The sequence below is a fragment of the Paludibacter jiangxiensis genome (assembly GCF_001618385.1).
Classification (GTDB): Bacteria; Bacteroidota; Bacteroidia; order Bacteroidales; family Paludibacteraceae; genus Microbacter; species Microbacter jiangxiensis.
The window spans coordinates 1,167,355-1,185,279 of the sequence record NZ_BDCR01000001.1; the positions used below are offsets into that span (position 1 = coordinate 1,167,355).

15 protein-coding genes are annotated in these 17,925 nt (G+C 38.1%); all 15 read right to left on the reverse strand.

The window, feature by feature from the left end; all coding sequences use genetic code 11:
• Positions 1–14: 14 nt before the first annotated feature.
• On the reverse strand, positions 15–2,480 hold the full coding sequence (locus tag PJIAN_RS04415; protein ID WP_172795567.1) for an SLBB domain-containing protein: 2,466 nt from the start codon (positions 2,478–2,480) through the stop codon (positions 15–17).
• Positions 2,481–2,506: 26 nt separating this feature from the next.
• A complete protein-coding gene (locus tag PJIAN_RS04420; RefSeq protein WP_068702374.1) occupies positions 2,507–3,580 on the reverse strand; it encodes a glycosyltransferase family 4 protein in 1,074 nt (357 codons plus the stop codon).
• 146 nt (positions 3,581–3,726) lie between these two features.
• Positions 3,727–4,545, reverse strand: coding sequence for a glycosyltransferase (locus PJIAN_RS04425; RefSeq protein WP_068702376.1), 819 nt, complete (start codon positions 4,543–4,545; stop codon positions 3,727–3,729).
• 8 nt (positions 4,546–4,553) lie between these two features.
• Complete coding sequence (locus PJIAN_RS04430) at positions 4,554–5,456, reverse strand: SDR family oxidoreductase (protein WP_068702378.1); 903 nt, start codon at positions 5,454–5,456, stop codon at positions 4,554–4,556.
• On the reverse strand, positions 5,453–6,193 hold the full coding sequence (locus PJIAN_RS04435; RefSeq protein WP_068702379.1) for a glycosyltransferase family 32 protein: 741 nt from the start codon (positions 6,191–6,193) through the stop codon (positions 5,453–5,455). The genes PJIAN_RS04430 and PJIAN_RS04435 overlap by 4 nt, the downstream gene beginning before the upstream one ends.
• Positions 6,193–7,215 (reverse strand): glycosyltransferase, encoded by a 1,023-nt coding sequence (locus PJIAN_RS04440; protein ID WP_068702381.1) that lies wholly within the window; start codon positions 7,213–7,215, stop codon positions 6,193–6,195. Before PJIAN_RS04440 ends, PJIAN_RS04435 begins: the two co-directional genes overlap by 1 nt.
• Entirely contained in the window at positions 7,202–8,362 is a 1,161-nt protein-coding gene (locus PJIAN_RS15070) for an EpsG family protein (protein WP_068702383.1), read from the reverse strand. The genes PJIAN_RS04440 and PJIAN_RS15070 overlap by 14 nt, the downstream gene beginning before the upstream one ends.
• An 11-nt stretch (positions 8,363–8,373) precedes the next feature.
• Positions 8,374–9,540, reverse strand: coding sequence for a glycosyltransferase (locus PJIAN_RS04450; RefSeq protein WP_068702385.1), 1,167 nt, complete (start codon positions 9,538–9,540; stop codon positions 8,374–8,376).
• A 34-nt stretch (positions 9,541–9,574) separates the two neighbouring features.
• On the reverse strand, positions 9,575–10,594 hold the full coding sequence (locus tag PJIAN_RS04455) for a glycosyltransferase family 2 protein (protein ID WP_068702387.1): 1,020 nt from the start codon (positions 10,592–10,594) through the stop codon (positions 9,575–9,577).
• A gap of 44 nt (positions 10,595–10,638) precedes the next feature.
• Positions 10,639–11,901, reverse strand: coding sequence for a flippase (locus tag PJIAN_RS04460; protein WP_068702389.1), 1,263 nt, complete (start codon positions 11,899–11,901; stop codon positions 10,639–10,641).
• Positions 11,902–11,963: 62 nt separating this feature from the next.
• Positions 11,964–13,010 carry a dTDP-glucose 4,6-dehydratase gene (gene rfbB, locus PJIAN_RS04465; protein ID WP_068702391.1) on the reverse strand — a complete coding sequence of 349 codons (1,047 nt, stop codon included), beginning with the start codon at positions 13,008–13,010 and terminating at the stop codon, positions 11,964–11,966.
• A gap of 74 nt (positions 13,011–13,084) precedes the next feature.
• Entirely contained in the window at positions 13,085–13,651 is a 567-nt protein-coding gene (gene rfbC, locus PJIAN_RS04470) for a dTDP-4-dehydrorhamnose 3,5-epimerase (protein WP_068702393.1), read from the reverse strand.
• 13 nt (positions 13,652–13,664) lie between these two features.
• The gene (rfbA, locus tag PJIAN_RS04475; RefSeq protein WP_068702394.1) at positions 13,665–14,534 is read right to left on the reverse strand and encodes a glucose-1-phosphate thymidylyltransferase RfbA; all 870 of its coding nucleotides are present in this window, start codon (positions 14,532–14,534) and stop codon (positions 13,665–13,667) included.
• Between the two features lie 1,056 nt (positions 14,535–15,590).
• Positions 15,591–16,667 (reverse strand): GDP-L-fucose synthase family protein, encoded by a 1,077-nt coding sequence (locus PJIAN_RS04480; RefSeq protein ID WP_068702395.1) that lies wholly within the window; start codon positions 16,665–16,667, stop codon positions 15,591–15,593.
• A 165-nt stretch (positions 16,668–16,832) separates the two neighbouring features.
• Complete coding sequence (gmd, locus tag PJIAN_RS04485) at positions 16,833–17,909, reverse strand: GDP-mannose 4,6-dehydratase (protein ID WP_068702397.1); 1,077 nt, start codon at positions 17,907–17,909, stop codon at positions 16,833–16,835.
• Positions 17,910–17,925 lie beyond the last annotated feature (16 nt).

Consider the following 17,925-nt stretch of genomic DNA (forward strand, 5'->3'; position numbering starts at 1 on the left):
TCTAATCTCTGTTTTTAGAACGATTTAATCAATGTGATAATCAATGCTGCCATTGAAACAATACTGGATGTAATGCCGATGGATTCCGCCGTACTCATTCCTTTCTTTTCCGGTTTCAGAGGCACTACTATGCTTGCTCCCGGTTTCACCTTCGGATAGACCCGAAATCCGAGGAAATGCGAGGTGGCGTCCACCGCTCCGTTCGGATACACTACATAGGTTTTGCCAGCCAATGCTTTAGCACTGAAACCTCCGGCGTTGGAGATATAATATCCAAGCGACCGTCCGCTCTGATAACGTACGGAAGCGCTGCGGAGTACCTGTCCCGATACATTTACCGTTTCCAACTGTTTCGGAATGGAAAGCACATCACCTTCTTCCAATTGAAGATCGTATTTGGAATATGGATGTTTCATAATCTTTTCCAGACGAATATCGACAATATCGGAGGTGACGGCATCTAACTTTTCCGTTTGGAGGGAATCGATAGCGTTGGTTTTACTTTTTACCTTTAAGGCTGCGTCTTTTTTAATGATCTCCATAGCTTTTTGATCCACAGCTTCCTTTTTGTGTTTTCGAGTCAGGAAAGCTCCTTGTGAATAAGCATAGGCAGAGAGGCCTCCTGCCTGACCAAGCAGATCGGAGATGCGTTGCTTTTTCGATGTCAATACATAGTTGCCAGGAGCAATTACCTCGCCTTCTATCGTTACCTCTTTCATATCTTCCGCACCGAAGATAGGACGAACTACCACGCGATCCTCCCGTTTGAGTTTGAAAGTGGCAGCTTCCCCGTTTTCCAGATCAGAGCTCATTTTAATCTTGAACGATTCAGCCTTGATGACATTTTCATTCAGTGTTTTTACATCTGTAATCTGGCGATACACTTCTATTTCACCTACGTTGGCTCTGTTTTTAAAGCCGTCGGCAAGGAGGATGATGTCTTTCAAAGTCATGCCTTCGCCGAATGGATATTTGGCCGGTTTCATCACTTCGCCTGAAATATAAACAAAGTCACTCTCTTTCATATCAAGAATGGAGCTGATATAGATGCTGTCTTCCCGTTGAAGCATTATGTCGTTTTGTCCGTTCAGAACCTCTTTCGGACTAAAAGAAGCAACTTCTGTGATGCCCACGTTGTTTTTGCGGAAGATTACCGCGCTGTTTGAAAAAGCATCTTCTTTCAACCCCTCGGCTAACCGGATAAGGTCTTTGGCTTTCATTCCTTCCTTTAAAGCGTACACTCCCGGACGATAAACAGCTCCGGCAATTTGTACACGGTTAACAAAGCGATTCAGTAGTTTCCCAACCGTATATTCGTCTCCGGGTTCGGTCTGGAAGCTCTTGAAGTCGTCGTTCCCAATACTTACCACACTCCGTTCTTTCAGGGTGTTGCGGTAACCGGTTATGCTTTCACGGTATGCTTTTTCGGTAAATCCTCCCGCAAAGGTAATCAGATCCTGCAGGGTCTCTCCTTTTTTCATTTCGAAAATGGCAGGTGTCTTGACTTCACCGGTCAGCGTGACTCGGTTTTTATAGGGGAGCACCTTCACCACATCCTGATCCTGCAAGCGGAAGTCATGTTGTTTTCCGTAGGCAAGGAAGTCGTACAAATCAATGGTTTTTATCACCTGATTGTTGCGGATTATTTGTATATCACGGAACGAACCGTTCTCTTTCGGACCTCCGGACTGGTAAAGCGCATTGAAAACCGTTGCCAGAGAGGGGATAGTAAAGCTACCCGGATGTACCACTTCGCCGATGACGTGTACTGTTATGCTGCGGATATTGCCCAAATTGATGCTGACAGATGTATTCCCGGAAGCCAATCCTTTGTAGGTGGCTGTCATGCGATTTTTGATTACCCGTCGAGCCTCGGCAATGGTTAGTCCGCTTACATTTACCACTCCAACGAGGGGAATACGGATGTTTCCTTCAGGACTAACGTATAATTTGTGCGAAGCTTCGGATAACCCGGTAATGTCGATCAAAACTTCATCATCCGGCCCCAAAACATAATCCTGCGGGGTAGCCAAACGGAGGTTGGGCTCAAAGCTCATAGTCGCGTTCTTAAAAATAGAGGTTCCGAATACCTTAGGTTTGGAAGCTCTGACAGAATCGCGTTTCCATTGGTCGGATTCGAATCCGTTTTGAGCTTCGTCTCCTGCCATGTTAAGCTGGTTATCTGATTCCTGATACCTGTTTCCTGATTTTACCTCATGCCCGGAATATTGCACGATACGTTTCTTTAGTTTGTCGGCTTCGGTTTGCGAAACGCCTTGGGCAGCCGCATATTTATCAATTTGATTGGCCGATATGCCTTGTGATTGCATCTGTTGCATCAGTTGACCGATCTGCGAATCGCTAAGATTATCTACATTGAGGTTCTTGAGGCTTGATAATGATTGAGCATTTAGTTGGCAGATCCCGATAGCCAAAGAGAATGATACAATTAGCAGTATCGTACGTTTTATGTGACTCATTATAATAAATGGTTTTGAAATAGCTTTTATTTTGAAAGAATATTTTGAACACGATGAAAAACAAAAGCGCATACTCGGGGTGCATATGGTAACATTGCAGTGAAGCATGCTAATAGCATTAAAAGGGCATATCCGTTCCATTGTCGTAGTGTATAAATGATCACAAACACACAGAGGTTGAGTACCACAATGACAATGGACGCATGCAGATGGCTGTAGCCTAAAGCCAGATATTTATGATGCAAATGTGTCATATCGGGCGAAAAGGGCGATTTCTTATTCTTTAGGCGGATGATAAAAACTCGAGCCATATCTCCCAATGGAATAAATACGATTGCCATGGAGAGCATAGGAGCCGCGAAATAAACAGATTTACCAGCTGAAAACTCGTTGAATTTTATGGCCATCACGGCGATCAACAGACCGACAATCAAAGAGCCGGTATCGCCCATAAAAACCTTATTGCGATGACCGAAGAGATTGTAAAGCGAAAATGAATAGAGGGCACCTACAATGGCAGCACAAAGAATAACATACTCCAGATGCCCCCACACGAAGAAGAAAATGCCAAACAACAGGGACATTAGAATACCCAAGCCACTGGCCAACCCGTCGATGCCGTCAATCAGGTTAAAGGCGTTGGTCAGTCCCACAATGGTGATAAGTGACAGGACAACGCTGCTGGTGTAACTCAGCACATCGATGCCGAAGATGCCGTGCAAATGGGTAAAGCGGATATCGCCCAACACAATCAGGATAATGGCACATACTGTTTGTACCCCGAATTTCATCCGGGGCGAGATGATCAGAATATCATCTTTGATGCCGATAAAAAAGAGCATAATAATAGCAGCCAAAATATAGCGAAGATCGTTATATTCCATACGGCCAATAGCTAATAATACAGCGATAATGATGCCGATAAAGATAGCTACACCACCTAAATTAGGAATCGGTTTCTTATTTACCTTCCGTTTATTCGGTTTGTCCATCAGATTCTTCTCTTCCGAGATGCGGACAATAACCGGAATGCTTAGGTAAACCAGAAAACCGCTGATCAGAAGTGCAGAGGCTAATTGTAATACTATCGATAGTTCCATGCTGTTAGTTATCTAATCGGATTATATTCTACAAACATATACCAGACTTTGTTTTATGAGACATTCGTAATTAATTCACTAGTTAATATTAATATTGCAAAAATACAACAAAACAAACAAGTTGACAAGGTTGCTAAATCGTCGAGTTATCTTAATAATTTTCGGTATATCAAATTTCCCCAATTCGCAGGCAAGATGCGCACTCCAAAACGGATGGCAATATTTGAAAACATTGTTACTAAGTTTATCATGCCCTGTTGATACAAAAACCACTGTAATTGGCATTCACTTTGAGCATATTTAATGTTATTGCGCCGCTTAAAGGCATCTTTTCCTAAACGAAAAAACAGTAAGCTTTCTTGTATATTATGAAAGATTGCTCCATTTTTAAGCATTTTCATCCAAAGCACATAATCGTCTAATTTGCCTAAAAGCATATAGCCCCCTGCTTCAATGACTTTACTCTTTTTGAACATAACAACCGGATGGTTCAATGGACAACGGCTTTGAGCATATTTCTTGATCTGTTGATGTTTTTCAGGTACTTTTCTAGTACTCGATACATGATCAATCGATTCGTAAAATTCATCAACCCAAGAACTTGCAATGTCAATTGAAGGATTGTTATTAAAAAGACGTATTTGCTTTTCAAACCTGTCAGCCTTGGAATAATCATCAGTATCCATTCGGGCGACTAGTTCGTGCGAACAGTGTTTTAACCCTTCATTTAACGCAGGACCTTGTCCGATATTTTTGTTAATTTGTACAATTCTTAGTGTATCTGGATATTGTTTTTGGAATTTATCAATAACCCTTTGCTGGTTATCCGTTTTTTCTCCATCAATAACAAGCACTACCTCAGTGGGAGGATAGGTTTGCTCGAAGATGCTTGTCATTGCTTGTTCAAAAAAGAAAGGATCATTGGTTACATATAATGAAATCAATACTGAAAATGGAGTGTCCATGTGCAAATCTATGATAAATAACCTTTATAATATGTTTCAATGTATTCTTCCAATGCAACTCGCCAGTCTCTCATTAGGTTTATATTTCGAATATTCAGTTTTCTATCTACAAGTCGCTCGCAGGCTGGCCGTTCTGCAAAATATGTATCTTTGAAATAGTCGGATGACACAGAAATTAATTTTACCTTTTTGTGTAATTGTGTTATTTTTAATAATTCTTCAGCTACTTCAAAGCGACTGGTTTGTCCTCCGCATACCATATTGTACAAACCCCAATATTGATTTTCTAATAAAGCTTTTACGTTGTTGGCAAAATCTTGTGTGTATGTCGGAGTTCCATCTTTGTCATCTACAATATATAGTTCTTTGGCACCATTTTTTAATTGTTTCATGAGCTTTTGAATAAATTTTTTATCTTTTGAAGGGCCTGCGCCCATCATCCAACCGGCTCTACATACCAAAAATCGCTTTGCATTCTCTACTACGAACCTCTCTCCCATGTATTTAGACCGGGCATAGACTCCTAGCGGATTAGGGGTGTCCCAATCATCGTATGATTCTTTCTTGCCATCGAAGATGCCGGCAGTGGAAATGTAGAGTAAAGGGATATCTAATTCATTAGCGATATATACTGCATTTTCGACAGACATGGTATTCGTAGCATAGGTATCATCGGGATTTTGTTCACAATATTCTAAGTCGGTATAAGCTCCCAAGTGGAATAAATAGTCAGGGGCGAACTCTTTAACCTGTTTTCGATACTCGGATAAATTTCTAAAATCCAAAAAGCTTAGCCATTCTGCATTCACATCTTTATCTGTGCAACGAATGTCATATTCATTTTTAAAATTTTGATAGAATGCTTCTCCTAGCATTCCTCCACAACCTGCAATGTAAATTTTCTTTTTCATACGTTTTTGAATTTATTCACTATTAAATCATGCATTTTTTGACCTAACGTTGATATTATTATTCTGTGTAAATATTTTTTTAATTTATATACTAGTCCTTTTTGAGCCCAACTAACTTCAAAGTGGTGTATTGTATAAGTTTCTGAGGTAATATGTATTTGCTTAGTGTGATAATTTTTGGGTGAAAAATAATGAGCAGGATATAAAGTTAATCCGGCATTATTTAGTACAATGCTGTCTGATATATTTTTAGGCAGAGAATAGTCCTTGTCTAAAATCTCTCCCATAATTCCAGGCAGCGGACGCATTTCAAGTGTTCCATCTGATTTTATAAAATGTTTGTCTTTATAATAGTCCAAACATTTTTTTACCCATTCCATTCCTTGTCCAGCTCCCATTACTGCGGGTTCTAAACATCCTGCGGTTTCAAACCCCATAAAAGAAGTTTGTTCTAAAAGAGGTGAAATATCCTTGATGACCTCTATATCGCTATCTAGATATATTCCACCTTCAGTATAAAGAGCATAGAGCCTTATATAATCTGCGGCAAAAGCATATTTTTTATTTGCATAGGCTTCTTTTACCCAAGGAATATTCTCAATGTTAAACTTATTTTTATCCCAAAGCACAAATTCATAATCTGGTAGATACCTTTGCCATGAAGCTATGCATTTTGAAATTAATTCCGGATAAGGCTCGTCACTGAGCCAGCAGAAATGGATTTTTTTTGGTATCATTAAGACTTTATTTTTGTATATGCAAGAGCTATTTCTTCCCAATTTGAAGGCATTTCATGTTGAAGAAATGCCTTATTTTTGTTTTGTATCCTTAGAAAACTATCATTGTTAAAAGAATTCAGAGCACTTGAAATTATGCTATGAGCCTGATGAGGTTCAATGATTATGCATGTATGATATAGTTCATTTGTGACAAAAAGGCCACTTGTAGAAATGACACAAGTCCCATTTGCTAGAGCAGCTAATAAAGAGCCTCGTCTTTCTGATGCCCCGTCAGGAAATGGCAAGTACACAATTTTTGTGGAATTAAGTATTTCAATGACCTCCTTTTCTGGTTGGTTAGTATATAAATTGATCTGATATCTATGCGCTAGTTGTTCTATTTTTTTGAAATATTCAACATATTCAGGCACAATTTGTCCAGTTATTGTAATGTTCATATCCATCCATTTGAGATCTTTTACACATTCTAAGAATTGTTCTATGCCTTTATTTGGTCGAATCTGTCCGAAATACGTTAGATGAATTGATCTATCACTGTACATTCTAAGAAAGGAAGAAGCCTTTATATTAGAGTGAATCTTTATAATAACTATTTTTGAAATTTTTGCCGGTAAAATTTTTAATATATATTCTTTTTCGTATTGATTTGTCACAACAATATTAGATGAAAACGCTATGAGGAAAAGAGAATAGAGTTTAGCTCGCCAAGTCCGTTGTGAAAATTCATGCAGCGTTAGAATAATAGTTTTGGTCGTAAAGACATGGTAATATATGGCTAATATTAGAGGCACAAAGCTCCATTTATAACCCTGAGTTGGATATTGAATATTCAAACGATCTAATTTATATCTATTTATTTCTTTTATTTTTTTGATTGTAGATATTAAAGACCAATTTGCGCTATAAAATATTTCAAATTGATGAGACATGCTATTAGTTAGATTTGCAATATAGTCTCCAACTCCACAGACGTCAGGAGGGTAAGAACCAGTTATCACCAATATTTTACTTGTATTCATAATTATCAAATGTTAGTATTGACTGATATGGTAAATAGGCTTCTGGATATACACTAAGAGAATTTAGAATTTGCATGAAGCAGTATATTACCAAGATAGGAATTATTAACAATCTTACGGTTTTAGTCATGTAAGGTATGCAGATTGCAAGCAAGAAAATCTCTATAATGGCAAAATAAGTAGACAACGTTTGTAAGACAGCGAAGCCGTTGAAAGACATATATACTAAAATGCCAGCAAAGTATAAATTAAAGAGATATTTTGCAATGTCATATTTTTGATTACGAATCTTTGGAATGTAATAAATGAATAGAACTAAAAATAAACTCCGTTTTATTATTGCAAACAGGAAATGCTGTGGAGTGTTAATTGTTTCCATTGATTCATTGTCCTGATTTTCTGTGTAATATACAAATTTTATTATAAGAGGATTTGACGAAAAAAATAGAGTCGTGAATTTTTCTAGAATAAGCTTTGGTAATTCTATCATACCAAGAAAAAATCCTATAATCCAAAGTGAAATAATAGTCTTTGTTTTAATCATCGCTTTGGGAATAACAATGCCTATTAATCCAATTATTGCGCTATTATGAAATAAAAGTGCAATAAGTTGTAAAACTGAGTATCTGAACCATTGTCTATGATATGTATAGATAAATGCGTACAATAATAATCCAATTGAGATCATGCGTCTATTACTTCCCATAAAATGAGATAGAAAGAAACTAGCATAAAATATTAGTAAAGATAGATTTGGATGTGTCGATAAATGTCTAATTAATAGATAAATAATTAAAATTGCGATAAAGCTATCAATGCATAGGAAAAAAGTATAATTATTCCAAATTGCTTTAGAAATAGCATTTAGGAATACATATCCTAAATCAAAGTGTTCTACACTAAATAAAGATGGTAGATGATCTAAAGGGAGTGTGTCAAACAATTCTTTATATGAATCCCAATCTGTACCAGTCTTCCACCGAAGCGAAAGAAAGAACCATAAGATGACGCATGAAAAAAATGCGGTGAGATATCGATACTTATTTAGATGACATTCAAAGTCAAAGAATAAAAATGATAAAAAGATAATATATAGAATTATATATATCTTTCCATTAATTATTAATTGGGATAGTATATCAGTCATGATAAAAAAGTCTATTTCATCTTATTCTCTGAATAGTTTATTGACGATAGTAAATTCTCCCAATCATCTGTAATTTTTGTAAGTGAAAATTTTTCAACATTAGTTGTTGACCATTTAGAATATTGGTTACGAAGAGCCTCATTGCTCATTAATAGCGATAACTTCTCTGCGAATTGTTTTTTATTAAATGATTTTATGATCAGATCAGGGTGGACTATATCAGTGACAGCTCTAAAAGAATCAAATGCCATTGGTATTGCACCAAATTGCGAAGCCTCTATTAAGGATAAAGGCAATCCTTCGTGATCGGAAACAAGGCAACAGATTGCAGCTCGCTTATAAAATGGCTGAACATTTGAGCAAAATCCTTCAAAAATAATACTTGGGATCTTTTGGGCCTTTTTCATTAAGTTGGCTTTATCCGCTCCATCACCAATTATTCGCAAAGTCCAATCAGGGTGTTGCTCATAAATTTGCTTCCAAATATCAAGTAACCTTGAAACTTTCTTTTGTCCTTCACATAATCTTCCAACGTATAAAACTTCATTATATTTCTGATAATTTGAAGGAGAATTTACGCTGATAGTCAATGGATTATAAATATATGTCAATTTGCTTATGCTGCACGTATCATGCATAATTAATTGGTTGAACGCTTCAACATATTGAGGTGATAATAAAACATATTTATCCGAGTTGTTGTATTCAAAATATCGACGCTTTACTTGGATATGTCTGATGTGAGTCATGTATATGGGCCAAATCAGAAACTTGATAAGACCTTTAACGCTGTTTGTTGCGATACTGGGTTTTTCAACAATTTCATTATGGTGAACAGTGATTACTGGAATTTTACAAATTGCACCAATTTCTGAGCAAAGGTGCATCAAAATCATAGAATTATTGTGGTAAATTAGAACCTCAAATTTACCAGAAATTACTAATTTATGCAGATATTCTTTATTCTCCCTTGCTATTTTGTGTTTCGAGTTCGGAAACGTTTTTATCTTAAGTTTGTCAATATCTAGAAAGGAATAATCTTGTCGATTAATGGGTGCAAAATATGTAATAATTGTTACTTTATGACCCCTGCTCGCTAAAGAGTTGGTAAGTAACAACGCAACTTTTTCTAGTCCTCCTAGATGTTGAAAAGAATGACAAGCAACTAAAATATTCATTTCTTGTAAATAATTATGGTTGGCTCCAAAAATATCATTTTAATTTGTTCGGCGCGAAAAAGACATAAAGGGAACAGAATTTTATAAAAAATATAATATTTGTCAGAAATAGAAATGTTTTCAATTTATTTCTCATTCCCTTCGTGTGGTTCAAAATAGAAATTTTATAGCCACTTGTGCAAAATTCCGAGTTGGCATCTAGAATAATTTTTAAAATTGAAGATGAATTAGAAAAAGAATGTTTGTTTTTGCAGAAGGCGATACAGCGCGTTATAAAAGTTTCTACTCGCGCAATTTTAATCATTAGAATATCGTCTTTTGCTGTAAACTGTGATATAACAAGCTTCTCTAATCGAATGTCAGTTTTTAACCAGTCAAAATAATTTAAGGTGATCTTTTTTGTTATGGCATTAGGATTGCCTTGGAAATAATAAAATTTACCAGTGCAAAATACGACTTTATTAGCTTTTAATAGATTTACTCTAGTTGTATATTCGTCAGCATTCGTAGAAAAATCAAACCATCCTGAAGATATTAGAGAATATCGAGTTAAATAAAACCCATGTATTCTCCATCCTATGCTAAGGAGAAAAGCTTCTTTCCCAGTTAAGCTTAAGTTGTAGTTTTTGTTAGGAGGATAAGTACATTTATCCTCTTGAACCAAATTGTTATTATACAATAAATACATTTCAGGAATGATAATATCAGCGTCAGACGTAATGGCTCTGTTTACCATGCTTTCTAACAAAGCTTTGTCTAGAATGTCATCTTGGGACATATAAAAAACATAATCTCCTTTTATAAATGGCAAAGCATAGTTCAACGATTTTGGTACGCAGCCCTCATTTAATTTTCGAAATAATCGAACTCTGTTATCCGTCTTGCTAATATCCGAAATTAATTCGTAGCTCTTGTCATTAGACTCATCATCAATACAAATTAATTCAAAATACGGGTATGTTTGCTGAATGACAGAATTTAAGCTTTTCCTTAAATATTTTTCGCCATTAAATACTGGCATCAATATTGAAACCAATGGGGTGTTTTGAATCATGTGTTATATTAAATAAGTATTTCAAAGAAAAAGGGACTATATTGTTAATGCCAAATCCTATATTTTTTACAGTAAAAATATGCTGCCAGAGTGACAAATATCTCTGTAAATAAAGTGACAATAGATATATTTATAATGGAAAAGCATGAAATCAAATATAAGCAGGTGACTTGGATGAAATAAAAAAACGCTCCTCCAGCAATGATTTTACTAAATGTTCTTGTATATCCGAATGGAATTAATATCTGAATAGCAAAAATATTATTCATTGCAATAACCGGGACTGTTGTCGCTAAGATACATGTTGTTAATTGTGAATCTATCATTTGCCGTCCTCCAAAAAAGAGGATGATATATTTTGACATTAGAATTGCGATTGTTGAGAGTATTGTATTGCCTAATAATGACAATTTAAATATTTTCTTTATGAATATAATATTTTTCTCTTTACTTATTTTTGGAAATATGCTTTGATTTAGTATGCTAAGAGGTTGTTTTAAAAGAGTTGTAATTTTTTCTGCAAGATCATAATAAGCAACCTCTGTCATGCCTAAAAATGTGCCTGTTATAATCTTATTGGCGTTAACATATATGCTAGCAGAAGCACTTGAAATAAAAATGGGAACTGAATCTATAAAATAATATCGCAATGTTGATATCTTTTGCCATCTGAAAGAAATATTATGTCGGACGAAAATAAAATACAAAGAAACAGCCCCAGCCACAATAGCTCCGATACCATAGATAGCTGGAATTAATAAAAAATCAGATGATTGGTGGATTAATACAAAAATCAGAAACACAAAAATGAGCCTACTTATTAATGTAATGAAGGTTATATATTGCATTTTTTCAAGGCCTTGGTAATACCATATAGGAAAAATGACCTCATAGACACATGCCCACATGGAAACGAAAAAAAGAATTTCATATCCCCGGGTTCTGGGAATCCAGAATAATAAGACGCTTAAAATAATAAAAGCAATTACGAGCAACAGGCTCTTCAAAACAAAAACACTACTTACAATTTCACTGAGCTTTTTTTTGTCATCTCTGTAAATGCTAACAAATCGTGTCGCTGAAATATTAAATCCAAAACCTACCAATATAACCAAATAATTTACGATTGCTTGAGCAAAAACAACTGTTCCGAATGTCTCTTTCCCAATTACACGTATTAGGTATGGGTAAGTTGCTAATGGTATTAAAAGATTTATAAGTTGCAATGCCGATAAATAAGAGAAATTTTGAATTATAGATTTATTGTTAGACAGTTTTTCTATTATAGTATTTTTCGTGATCAGCATCAATAATTATTTTTTGCATTATTATTTGTCGGAGCTAGTATGAAAAACATCGATAAAATATTCTATCTCTGTATTTGAATAAAAATCAATTGTTTAATGTTTGCCATCCATTCCCGATTATCCAGATACCACTTCACTGTCTTTTCAATCCCTTCTTCAAATTGCAGGCTTGGTTCCCAGCCTAGTTCATTTTTCAGTTTGGTAGAGTCAATAGCATAACGAAGATCGTGTCCTGCACGGTCGATAACATATGTAATCAGCTTTTCAGATGTGCCATCGGGACGATTGAGTAGTTTGTCTACCGTTTTAATGATTACTTTGATCAGGTCGATGTTTTTCCATTCGTTAAAGCCGCCTATATTGTAGGTGTCGCCTGCTTTCCCTTTATGGAAGATCAAGTCGATAGCACGGGCATGATCTTCTACATACAGCCAGTCGCGTATATTTTCTCCTTTCCCATATACTGGTAGCGGCTTATTGTTTACAATATTATTGATAAACAAAGGAATCAGTTTTTCCGGGAATTGGTACGGCCCGTAATTATTGCTACAGTTGGTGACAATGGAGGGCAACCCATAAGTGTCGTGAAAGGCACGTACAAAATGGTCACTGCTTGCCTTGCTTGCCGAATAAGGAGAATGGGGATCATATTTAGTCGTTTCTACAAAGAAAGAATCGTCCATTTGTAATGCACCATATACTTCATCGGTGGAAATGTGGTAAAAGAGTTTGTCGCTAAAATCAGACTCCCAGCTAAGTTTTGCAGCCTGCAGCAACGATAAGGTACCCATTACATTGGTACGTGCAAACGTAAACGGGTCTTTGATGCTGCGATCCACATGACTCTCTGCGGCCAGATGAATTACCCCGTCAATAGTATATTGTCCGAACAAACTCATTATCGTATCGAAGTCACAAATATCAGCTTTGACAAAGGTGTAATTTGGTCGATCCTGAATATCTTTCAGATTTGCTAGATTGCCGGCATAGGTCAGTTTGTCCAGATTGATTATATGATAATCGGGGTATTTGTTGACAAATAACCGTACTACATGCGATCCGATAAATCCGGCGCCGCCGGTGATAAGTATGTTTCTTTTGTAATGCATAGTTGTTTAGTAATTGGTGAATAGTGACTGGCGACTGGTGACAAGCAATTAGTAGATAAACCTGTCACTAGTTACTAGTCACTCATCACCATCGTAAATGGTGATGTTAACTTTTTCAGCTTTGGGTGATATTTATCTTTTTCCGATAATACAACTTTATCGACTGGGATTTGCCAGTCGATTGCCAGTTCGGGATCATCCCAGGCTAATGCTCCTTCGTGTTGAGGAGTATAAAAATTATCACATTTGTACTGGAAGATTACTTCGTCGGTCAGAACACAGAAGCCATGCGCAAATCCTCTCGGGATAAAGAATTGCCGGTGGTTCTCTTCCGTAAGTTCTACCGCTACGTGTTGTCCGTATGTGGGAGAACCTTTACGGATATCTACTGCTACATCCAATACGGCTCCTTTAATGACACGAACCAGTTTGCTTTGTGCGAAAGGAGGCCTTTGAAAATGTAATCCCCGCACGACTCCATACGAAGACTTACTCTCGTTGTCCTGCACGAATATAGTTTTGCAAACTTTTTCTTCAAATTCACGTTGCGAAAATGATTCGAAGAAATATCCCCGGTCGTCTTTGAAAATACGGGGTTCAATGATAATAAGGCCTTCTATGTTGGTTTTGATTACGTTCATGGTGTCTCGTTCCCTATTTTACGAGTTGCAACAAATATTGTCCATACTGATTTTTTTTCATGGGTTGTGCCAGTTCCCTTAATTTGTTGGCATCGATCCAGCACTTACGAAATGCAATCTCTTCTAAGCATGCAATTTTAAGTCCCTGGCGTTTTTCAATCACTTCCACAAAGGTGGACGCCTCGGCTAAAGAGTCGTGGGTACCGGTGTCTAGCCAGGCAAATCCCCGCCCAAGTAATTGTACTTTCAGGTTTTGCTCTTTCAAAAATTCTTGGTTAACAGTCGTTATTTCAAGTTCCCCTCGTGCTGATGGCTTAATCTGTTGGGCAACCTCTACCACTTTGTTAGGATAGAAATACAAACCAACGACGGCGTAATTCGATTTGGGTTGAAGGGGCTTCTCTTCAATAGAGATAACATTCCCATCCTTGTCAAATTCCGCTACGCCATAACGTTCCGGGTCATTGACATAATACCCGAAAACGGTCGCTTTATTTTGATCAGCATTAGCAACAGCCTCTGCTAACATCTTGCCAAAGCTTTGACCGTAAAAAATATTATCGCCCAACACCAGACAAACAGAATCTTGTCCGATAAACTTTTCTCCTATTATGAATGCCTGAGCTAATCCATCCGGAGAAGGTTGCTCGGCATATTCAAAGGTTACGCCATAATCCGAACCATCGCCCAATAGACGACGAAATCCGGGTAAGTCTTGTGGCGTTGAAATAATCAGAACTTCGCGAATGCCCGCCAGCATCAGAACCGATAATGGATAATAAATCATCGGTTTGTCGTACACAGGGAGGAGTTGTTTACTAACTCCTTTGGTGATGGGATATAATCGAGTGCCGGATCCTCCGGCAAGTACAATGCCTTTCATTCTATAATAATTTCTTCTTTTAAGGTAGAATGGAATTGATAAATCAGTGACACAAACTCCATGTAGCTATAATTAATTCATTATAAGAGAACCTTGGGTGTTGCGAAGTCACATGATCGTTTCATTTTCATATTACATCTTAATTTTTAGTTCCTCTATGACGATAATAAAGATCGTACGAATCTAAACTAACTCGCAGAATTTGAAAAATAATGTTGTTGGCAGGTTGATTATCAATTTGTGTTGGCAGGATAACCAAGATGCCCGAATACAATCAGCATATCGTTCTCCTTTATAAAAAAGATTATGATAGGCTAACACATAAGATAAGGAAACAATCGTCTGTATAGACTTTAACAATCAGTCGGTTGATTCATCGCTTTGAACTCCGATCCCGAAAGCTAATTCCCATTATTCCCTTGCGTTGTAAATTGGTCTTGGTTAGTGGCACAAAAAGGGATGAGACTGGCCTCTGGATGATAAACTTTTTTGGTTTGGATATAGACAACAGTCCCTCTGATTTTGGTGTGCAAATTTACGGATTTGTTTTGGTTGCACAAACAACAAAGTGCGATTTTAACTTAACGGAAAAAGTAAGAAATAAGGGATAATTGTTAATTGTAAGAAGACTCTGATACTAGCGATCAGGGACAAGAAACAAGAGGGCGGAATACTAGTGGTAATTTACGTTTGGAAGCTTTATTTTTCTTTGTGGTACGTGGTGGTATCTTTGTGATCTTCGTGGTAAAATCAGGTTAGCCACAAAGATATGATTCAATTCAGATGTCAGGGCTACGTTCCTCCGGCTAACTTGTTGTTCTGTTTTCTACCAAGATGCCAGGGCTAATGCCCCTAAGTAACGAGAATATTTAAACCATGAAGGAATTAAGAACAGTAAGTTGGATTCTTCAAATACTTAATGTCTTAATGGTTAAATAGGACAAATGGCACGAATTATTTTACTAATCCGTGCCATTTTCGATGATTCAGACAAAAATGAGAACAATTAACACATCTATTCTTGCCACTTGTCGCGATTCTTCTGACAATTAACCATTACTCATTTTTTATGTACCATTCATACATCCGTTTTACACCTTCTTCGATGTCAATTTTGTGATGCCAGCCCAGTTGGTGAAGTTTGGAGACATCGGTAAGTTTGCGCATAGTACCGTCGGGCTTGTCGCTGTTGAACAAAAGCTCACCTTTGTATCCGACCGTTTCTACAATCAGTTCGGCCACTCCGCGGATAGAAATTTCTTTTCCGGTGCCGATGTTAATGTGGCAGTTGCGAATGTCACGGTCGCCCGCTTTGTAGGTATCTTTGAAATCGACGTGCTCCATAACAAAGACACTCGCGTCGGCCACTTCTTCGCTCCAAAGGAATTCGCGCAAGGGTTTGCCGGTTCCCCACAGTTTCACCTGGTTGGCAGTAATGCCATATTTGCCGAGAATAGCTAAGATATCATCAGCTGAGCTTTCGCCGGAGACGTCTTCCACCGGACGAAGATTCAGATCCTTTCGAACGCCTTCCATATTGCCTTCATTCAGACATTTTGCCAAATGTATTTTGCGAATCATTGCAGGAAGAACATGGCTTCGTTCCAAATCAAAATTATCGTTTGGGCCATAAAGGTTGGTGGGCATTACTGCGATATAGTTGGTGCCGTATTGCAGGTTGAAGCTTTCACACATTTTGAGTCCTGCAATCTTGGCAATGGCATACGGTTCGTTGGTGTATTCGAGTGGGGCCGTCAATAGTTCCGTCTCTTTAATAGGTTGAACGGCATCGCGCGGGTAGATGCAGGTACTGCCCAGAAAGAGCAGTTTCTTCACCCCGTGGCGATAACTCTCCCCGATAACATTCTGCTGAATTTGCAGGTTCTTATAAATGAAATCGGCACGATAGACGCTGTTGGCCATGATGCCACCCACATGGGCTGCTGCCAGAATCACATATTCCGGCTGTTCTGCGTCGAAGAAATTGCGGACTGCAACACCATCCAACAGGTCAAGTTCGTTATGGTTTTTGCCAACCAGGTTGGTGTATCCTTTTTGTAACAGGTTATTCCAGATGGCAGAGCCGACCAAACCACGATGCCCGGCTACGTATATTTTTGCATGTTTATCCATTATAGTTGCATTTATGATTGTACGCTAAGACGCCATGACGCAAATTTTATTTACAAATGACAGTAGAGACGTTGCATGCAACGTCTCTACGATTAATTGATATAGATTGACATTTGTTGATTTCTTTGCGTCATCGCGTCTTTGCGTATGTTTGAAGTCGTGTTGTTACTCCGGTGTCTGGCTATGCAGTTTCTTTACAAATTTCATGTCGTGTTGCGCCATGATATGTACCAGTTCGGGAAAAGACGTCTGAGTCGGGTTCCATCCCAGCAGAGTGCGTGCTTTGGTAGGATCGCCTAATAGCTGTTCTACTTCGGCCGGCCGGAAATACTTCGGATCAACTTCCACCAGTACGCGACCGGTTGCCACATCAATGCCCTTTTCGTCAACGCCTTTACCTTCCCAACGCAATTCGATGCCGGTTTCTTTGAAAGCCAGCGAGGCAAATTCGCGAACGGTATGGTATTCCCCGGTAGCAATCACGAAATCTTCGGGGGTATCATGTTGCAGGATAAGCCACATGCATTCCACGTAATCTTTGGCATAGCCCCAGTCGCGCAGGGCATCGAGATTTCCGAGATACAGCTTGTCCTGATAGCCCAATGCAATGCGGGCAGCAGCTAATGTAATCTTACGGGTAACAAAAGTTTCGCCACGGCGTTCACTTTCGTGATTGAACAGAATTCCGTTGACTGCAAACATGCCATAACTCTCACGGTAGTTTTTGGTGATCCAGAAGCCGTATTGTTTAGCAACTCCGTACGGAGAACGGGGGTAGAACGGGGTAGTCTCTTTTTGAGGAACCTCCTGTACCAGACCGAAGAGTTCGGAGGTAGAAGCCTGATAAATCTTTGTTTTCTTTTCCAGACCTAAAATGCGTACAGCTTCCAACATGCGGAGGGTACCTACCGCGTCGGTTTCGGCGGTATATTCCGGCACGTCAAAAGAAACTTTGACATGGCTTTGAGCGGCAAGGTTATAAATTTCATCGGGTTGTGTTTCCTGAATGATACGGATGAGCGAACTGCTGTCCGTCATGTCGCCGTAGTGCAGGTTGACCAGGCGACTGCGTTTCATATCTCGCACCCATTCGTCGAGGTAGAGGTGTTCGATGCGACCGGTATTAAAAGAAGAAGAACGGCGCAGAATGCCGTGTACTTCATACCCTTTATCAATTAAAAACTCAGCCAGAAAAGATCCATCCTGACCGGTAATTCCTGTGATTAAAGCTACTTTTTTCATAGTATGAGCATCTTAT

What these genes read in the sequence shown, in the direction of transcription:
- PJIAN_RS04480 (WP_068702395.1), bottom strand. Translation starts at nt 16,667, where the DNA reads ATGGATAAACATGCAAAAATATACGTAGCCGGGCATCGTGGTTTGGTC.
- rfbA (WP_068702394.1), bottom strand. Translation starts at nt 14,534, where the DNA reads ATGAAAGGCATTGTACTTGCCGGAGGATCCGGCACTCGATTATATCCC.
- rfbB (WP_068702391.1), bottom strand. Translation starts at nt 13,010, where the DNA reads ATGCATTACAAAAGAAACATACTTATCACCGGCGGCGCCGGATTTATC.
- PJIAN_RS15070 (WP_068702383.1), bottom strand. Translation starts at nt 8,362, where the DNA reads ATGACTGATATACTATCCCAATTAATAATTAATGGAAAGATATATATA.
- PJIAN_RS04435 (WP_068702379.1), bottom strand. Translation starts at nt 6,193, where the DNA reads ATGATACCAAAAAAAATCCATTTCTGCTGGCTCAGTGACGAGCCTTAT.
- PJIAN_RS04440 (WP_068702381.1), bottom strand. Translation starts at nt 7,215, where the DNA reads ATGAATACAAGTAAAATATTGGTGATAACTGGTTCTTACCCTCCTGAC.
- gmd (WP_068702397.1), bottom strand. Translation starts at nt 17,909, where the DNA reads ATGAAAAAAGTAGCTTTAATCACAGGAATTACCGGTCAGGATGGATCT.
- PJIAN_RS04450 (WP_068702385.1), bottom strand. Translation starts at nt 9,540, where the DNA reads ATGAATATTTTAGTTGCTTGTCATTCTTTTCAACATCTAGGAGGACTA.
- PJIAN_RS04420 (WP_068702374.1), bottom strand. Translation starts at nt 3,580, where the DNA reads ATGGAACTATCGATAGTATTACAATTAGCCTCTGCACTTCTGATCAGC.
- PJIAN_RS04430 (WP_068702378.1), bottom strand. Translation starts at nt 5,456, where the DNA reads ATGAAAAAGAAAATTTACATTGCAGGTTGTGGAGGAATGCTAGGAGAA.
- PJIAN_RS04455 (WP_068702387.1), bottom strand. Translation starts at nt 10,594, where the DNA reads ATGATTCAAAACACCCCATTGGTTTCAATATTGATGCCAGTATTTAAT.
- rfbC (WP_068702393.1), bottom strand. Translation starts at nt 13,651, where the DNA reads ATGAACGTAATCAAAACCAACATAGAAGGCCTTATTATCATTGAACCC.
- PJIAN_RS04415 (WP_172795567.1), bottom strand. Translation starts at nt 2,480, where the DNA reads ATGAGTCACATAAAACGTACGATACTGCTAATTGTATCATTCTCTTTG.
- PJIAN_RS04425 (WP_068702376.1), bottom strand. Translation starts at nt 4,545, where the DNA reads ATGGACACTCCATTTTCAGTATTGATTTCATTATATGTAACCAATGAT.
- PJIAN_RS04460 (WP_068702389.1), bottom strand. Translation starts at nt 11,901, where the DNA reads ATGCTGATCACGAAAAATACTATAATAGAAAAACTGTCTAACAATAAA.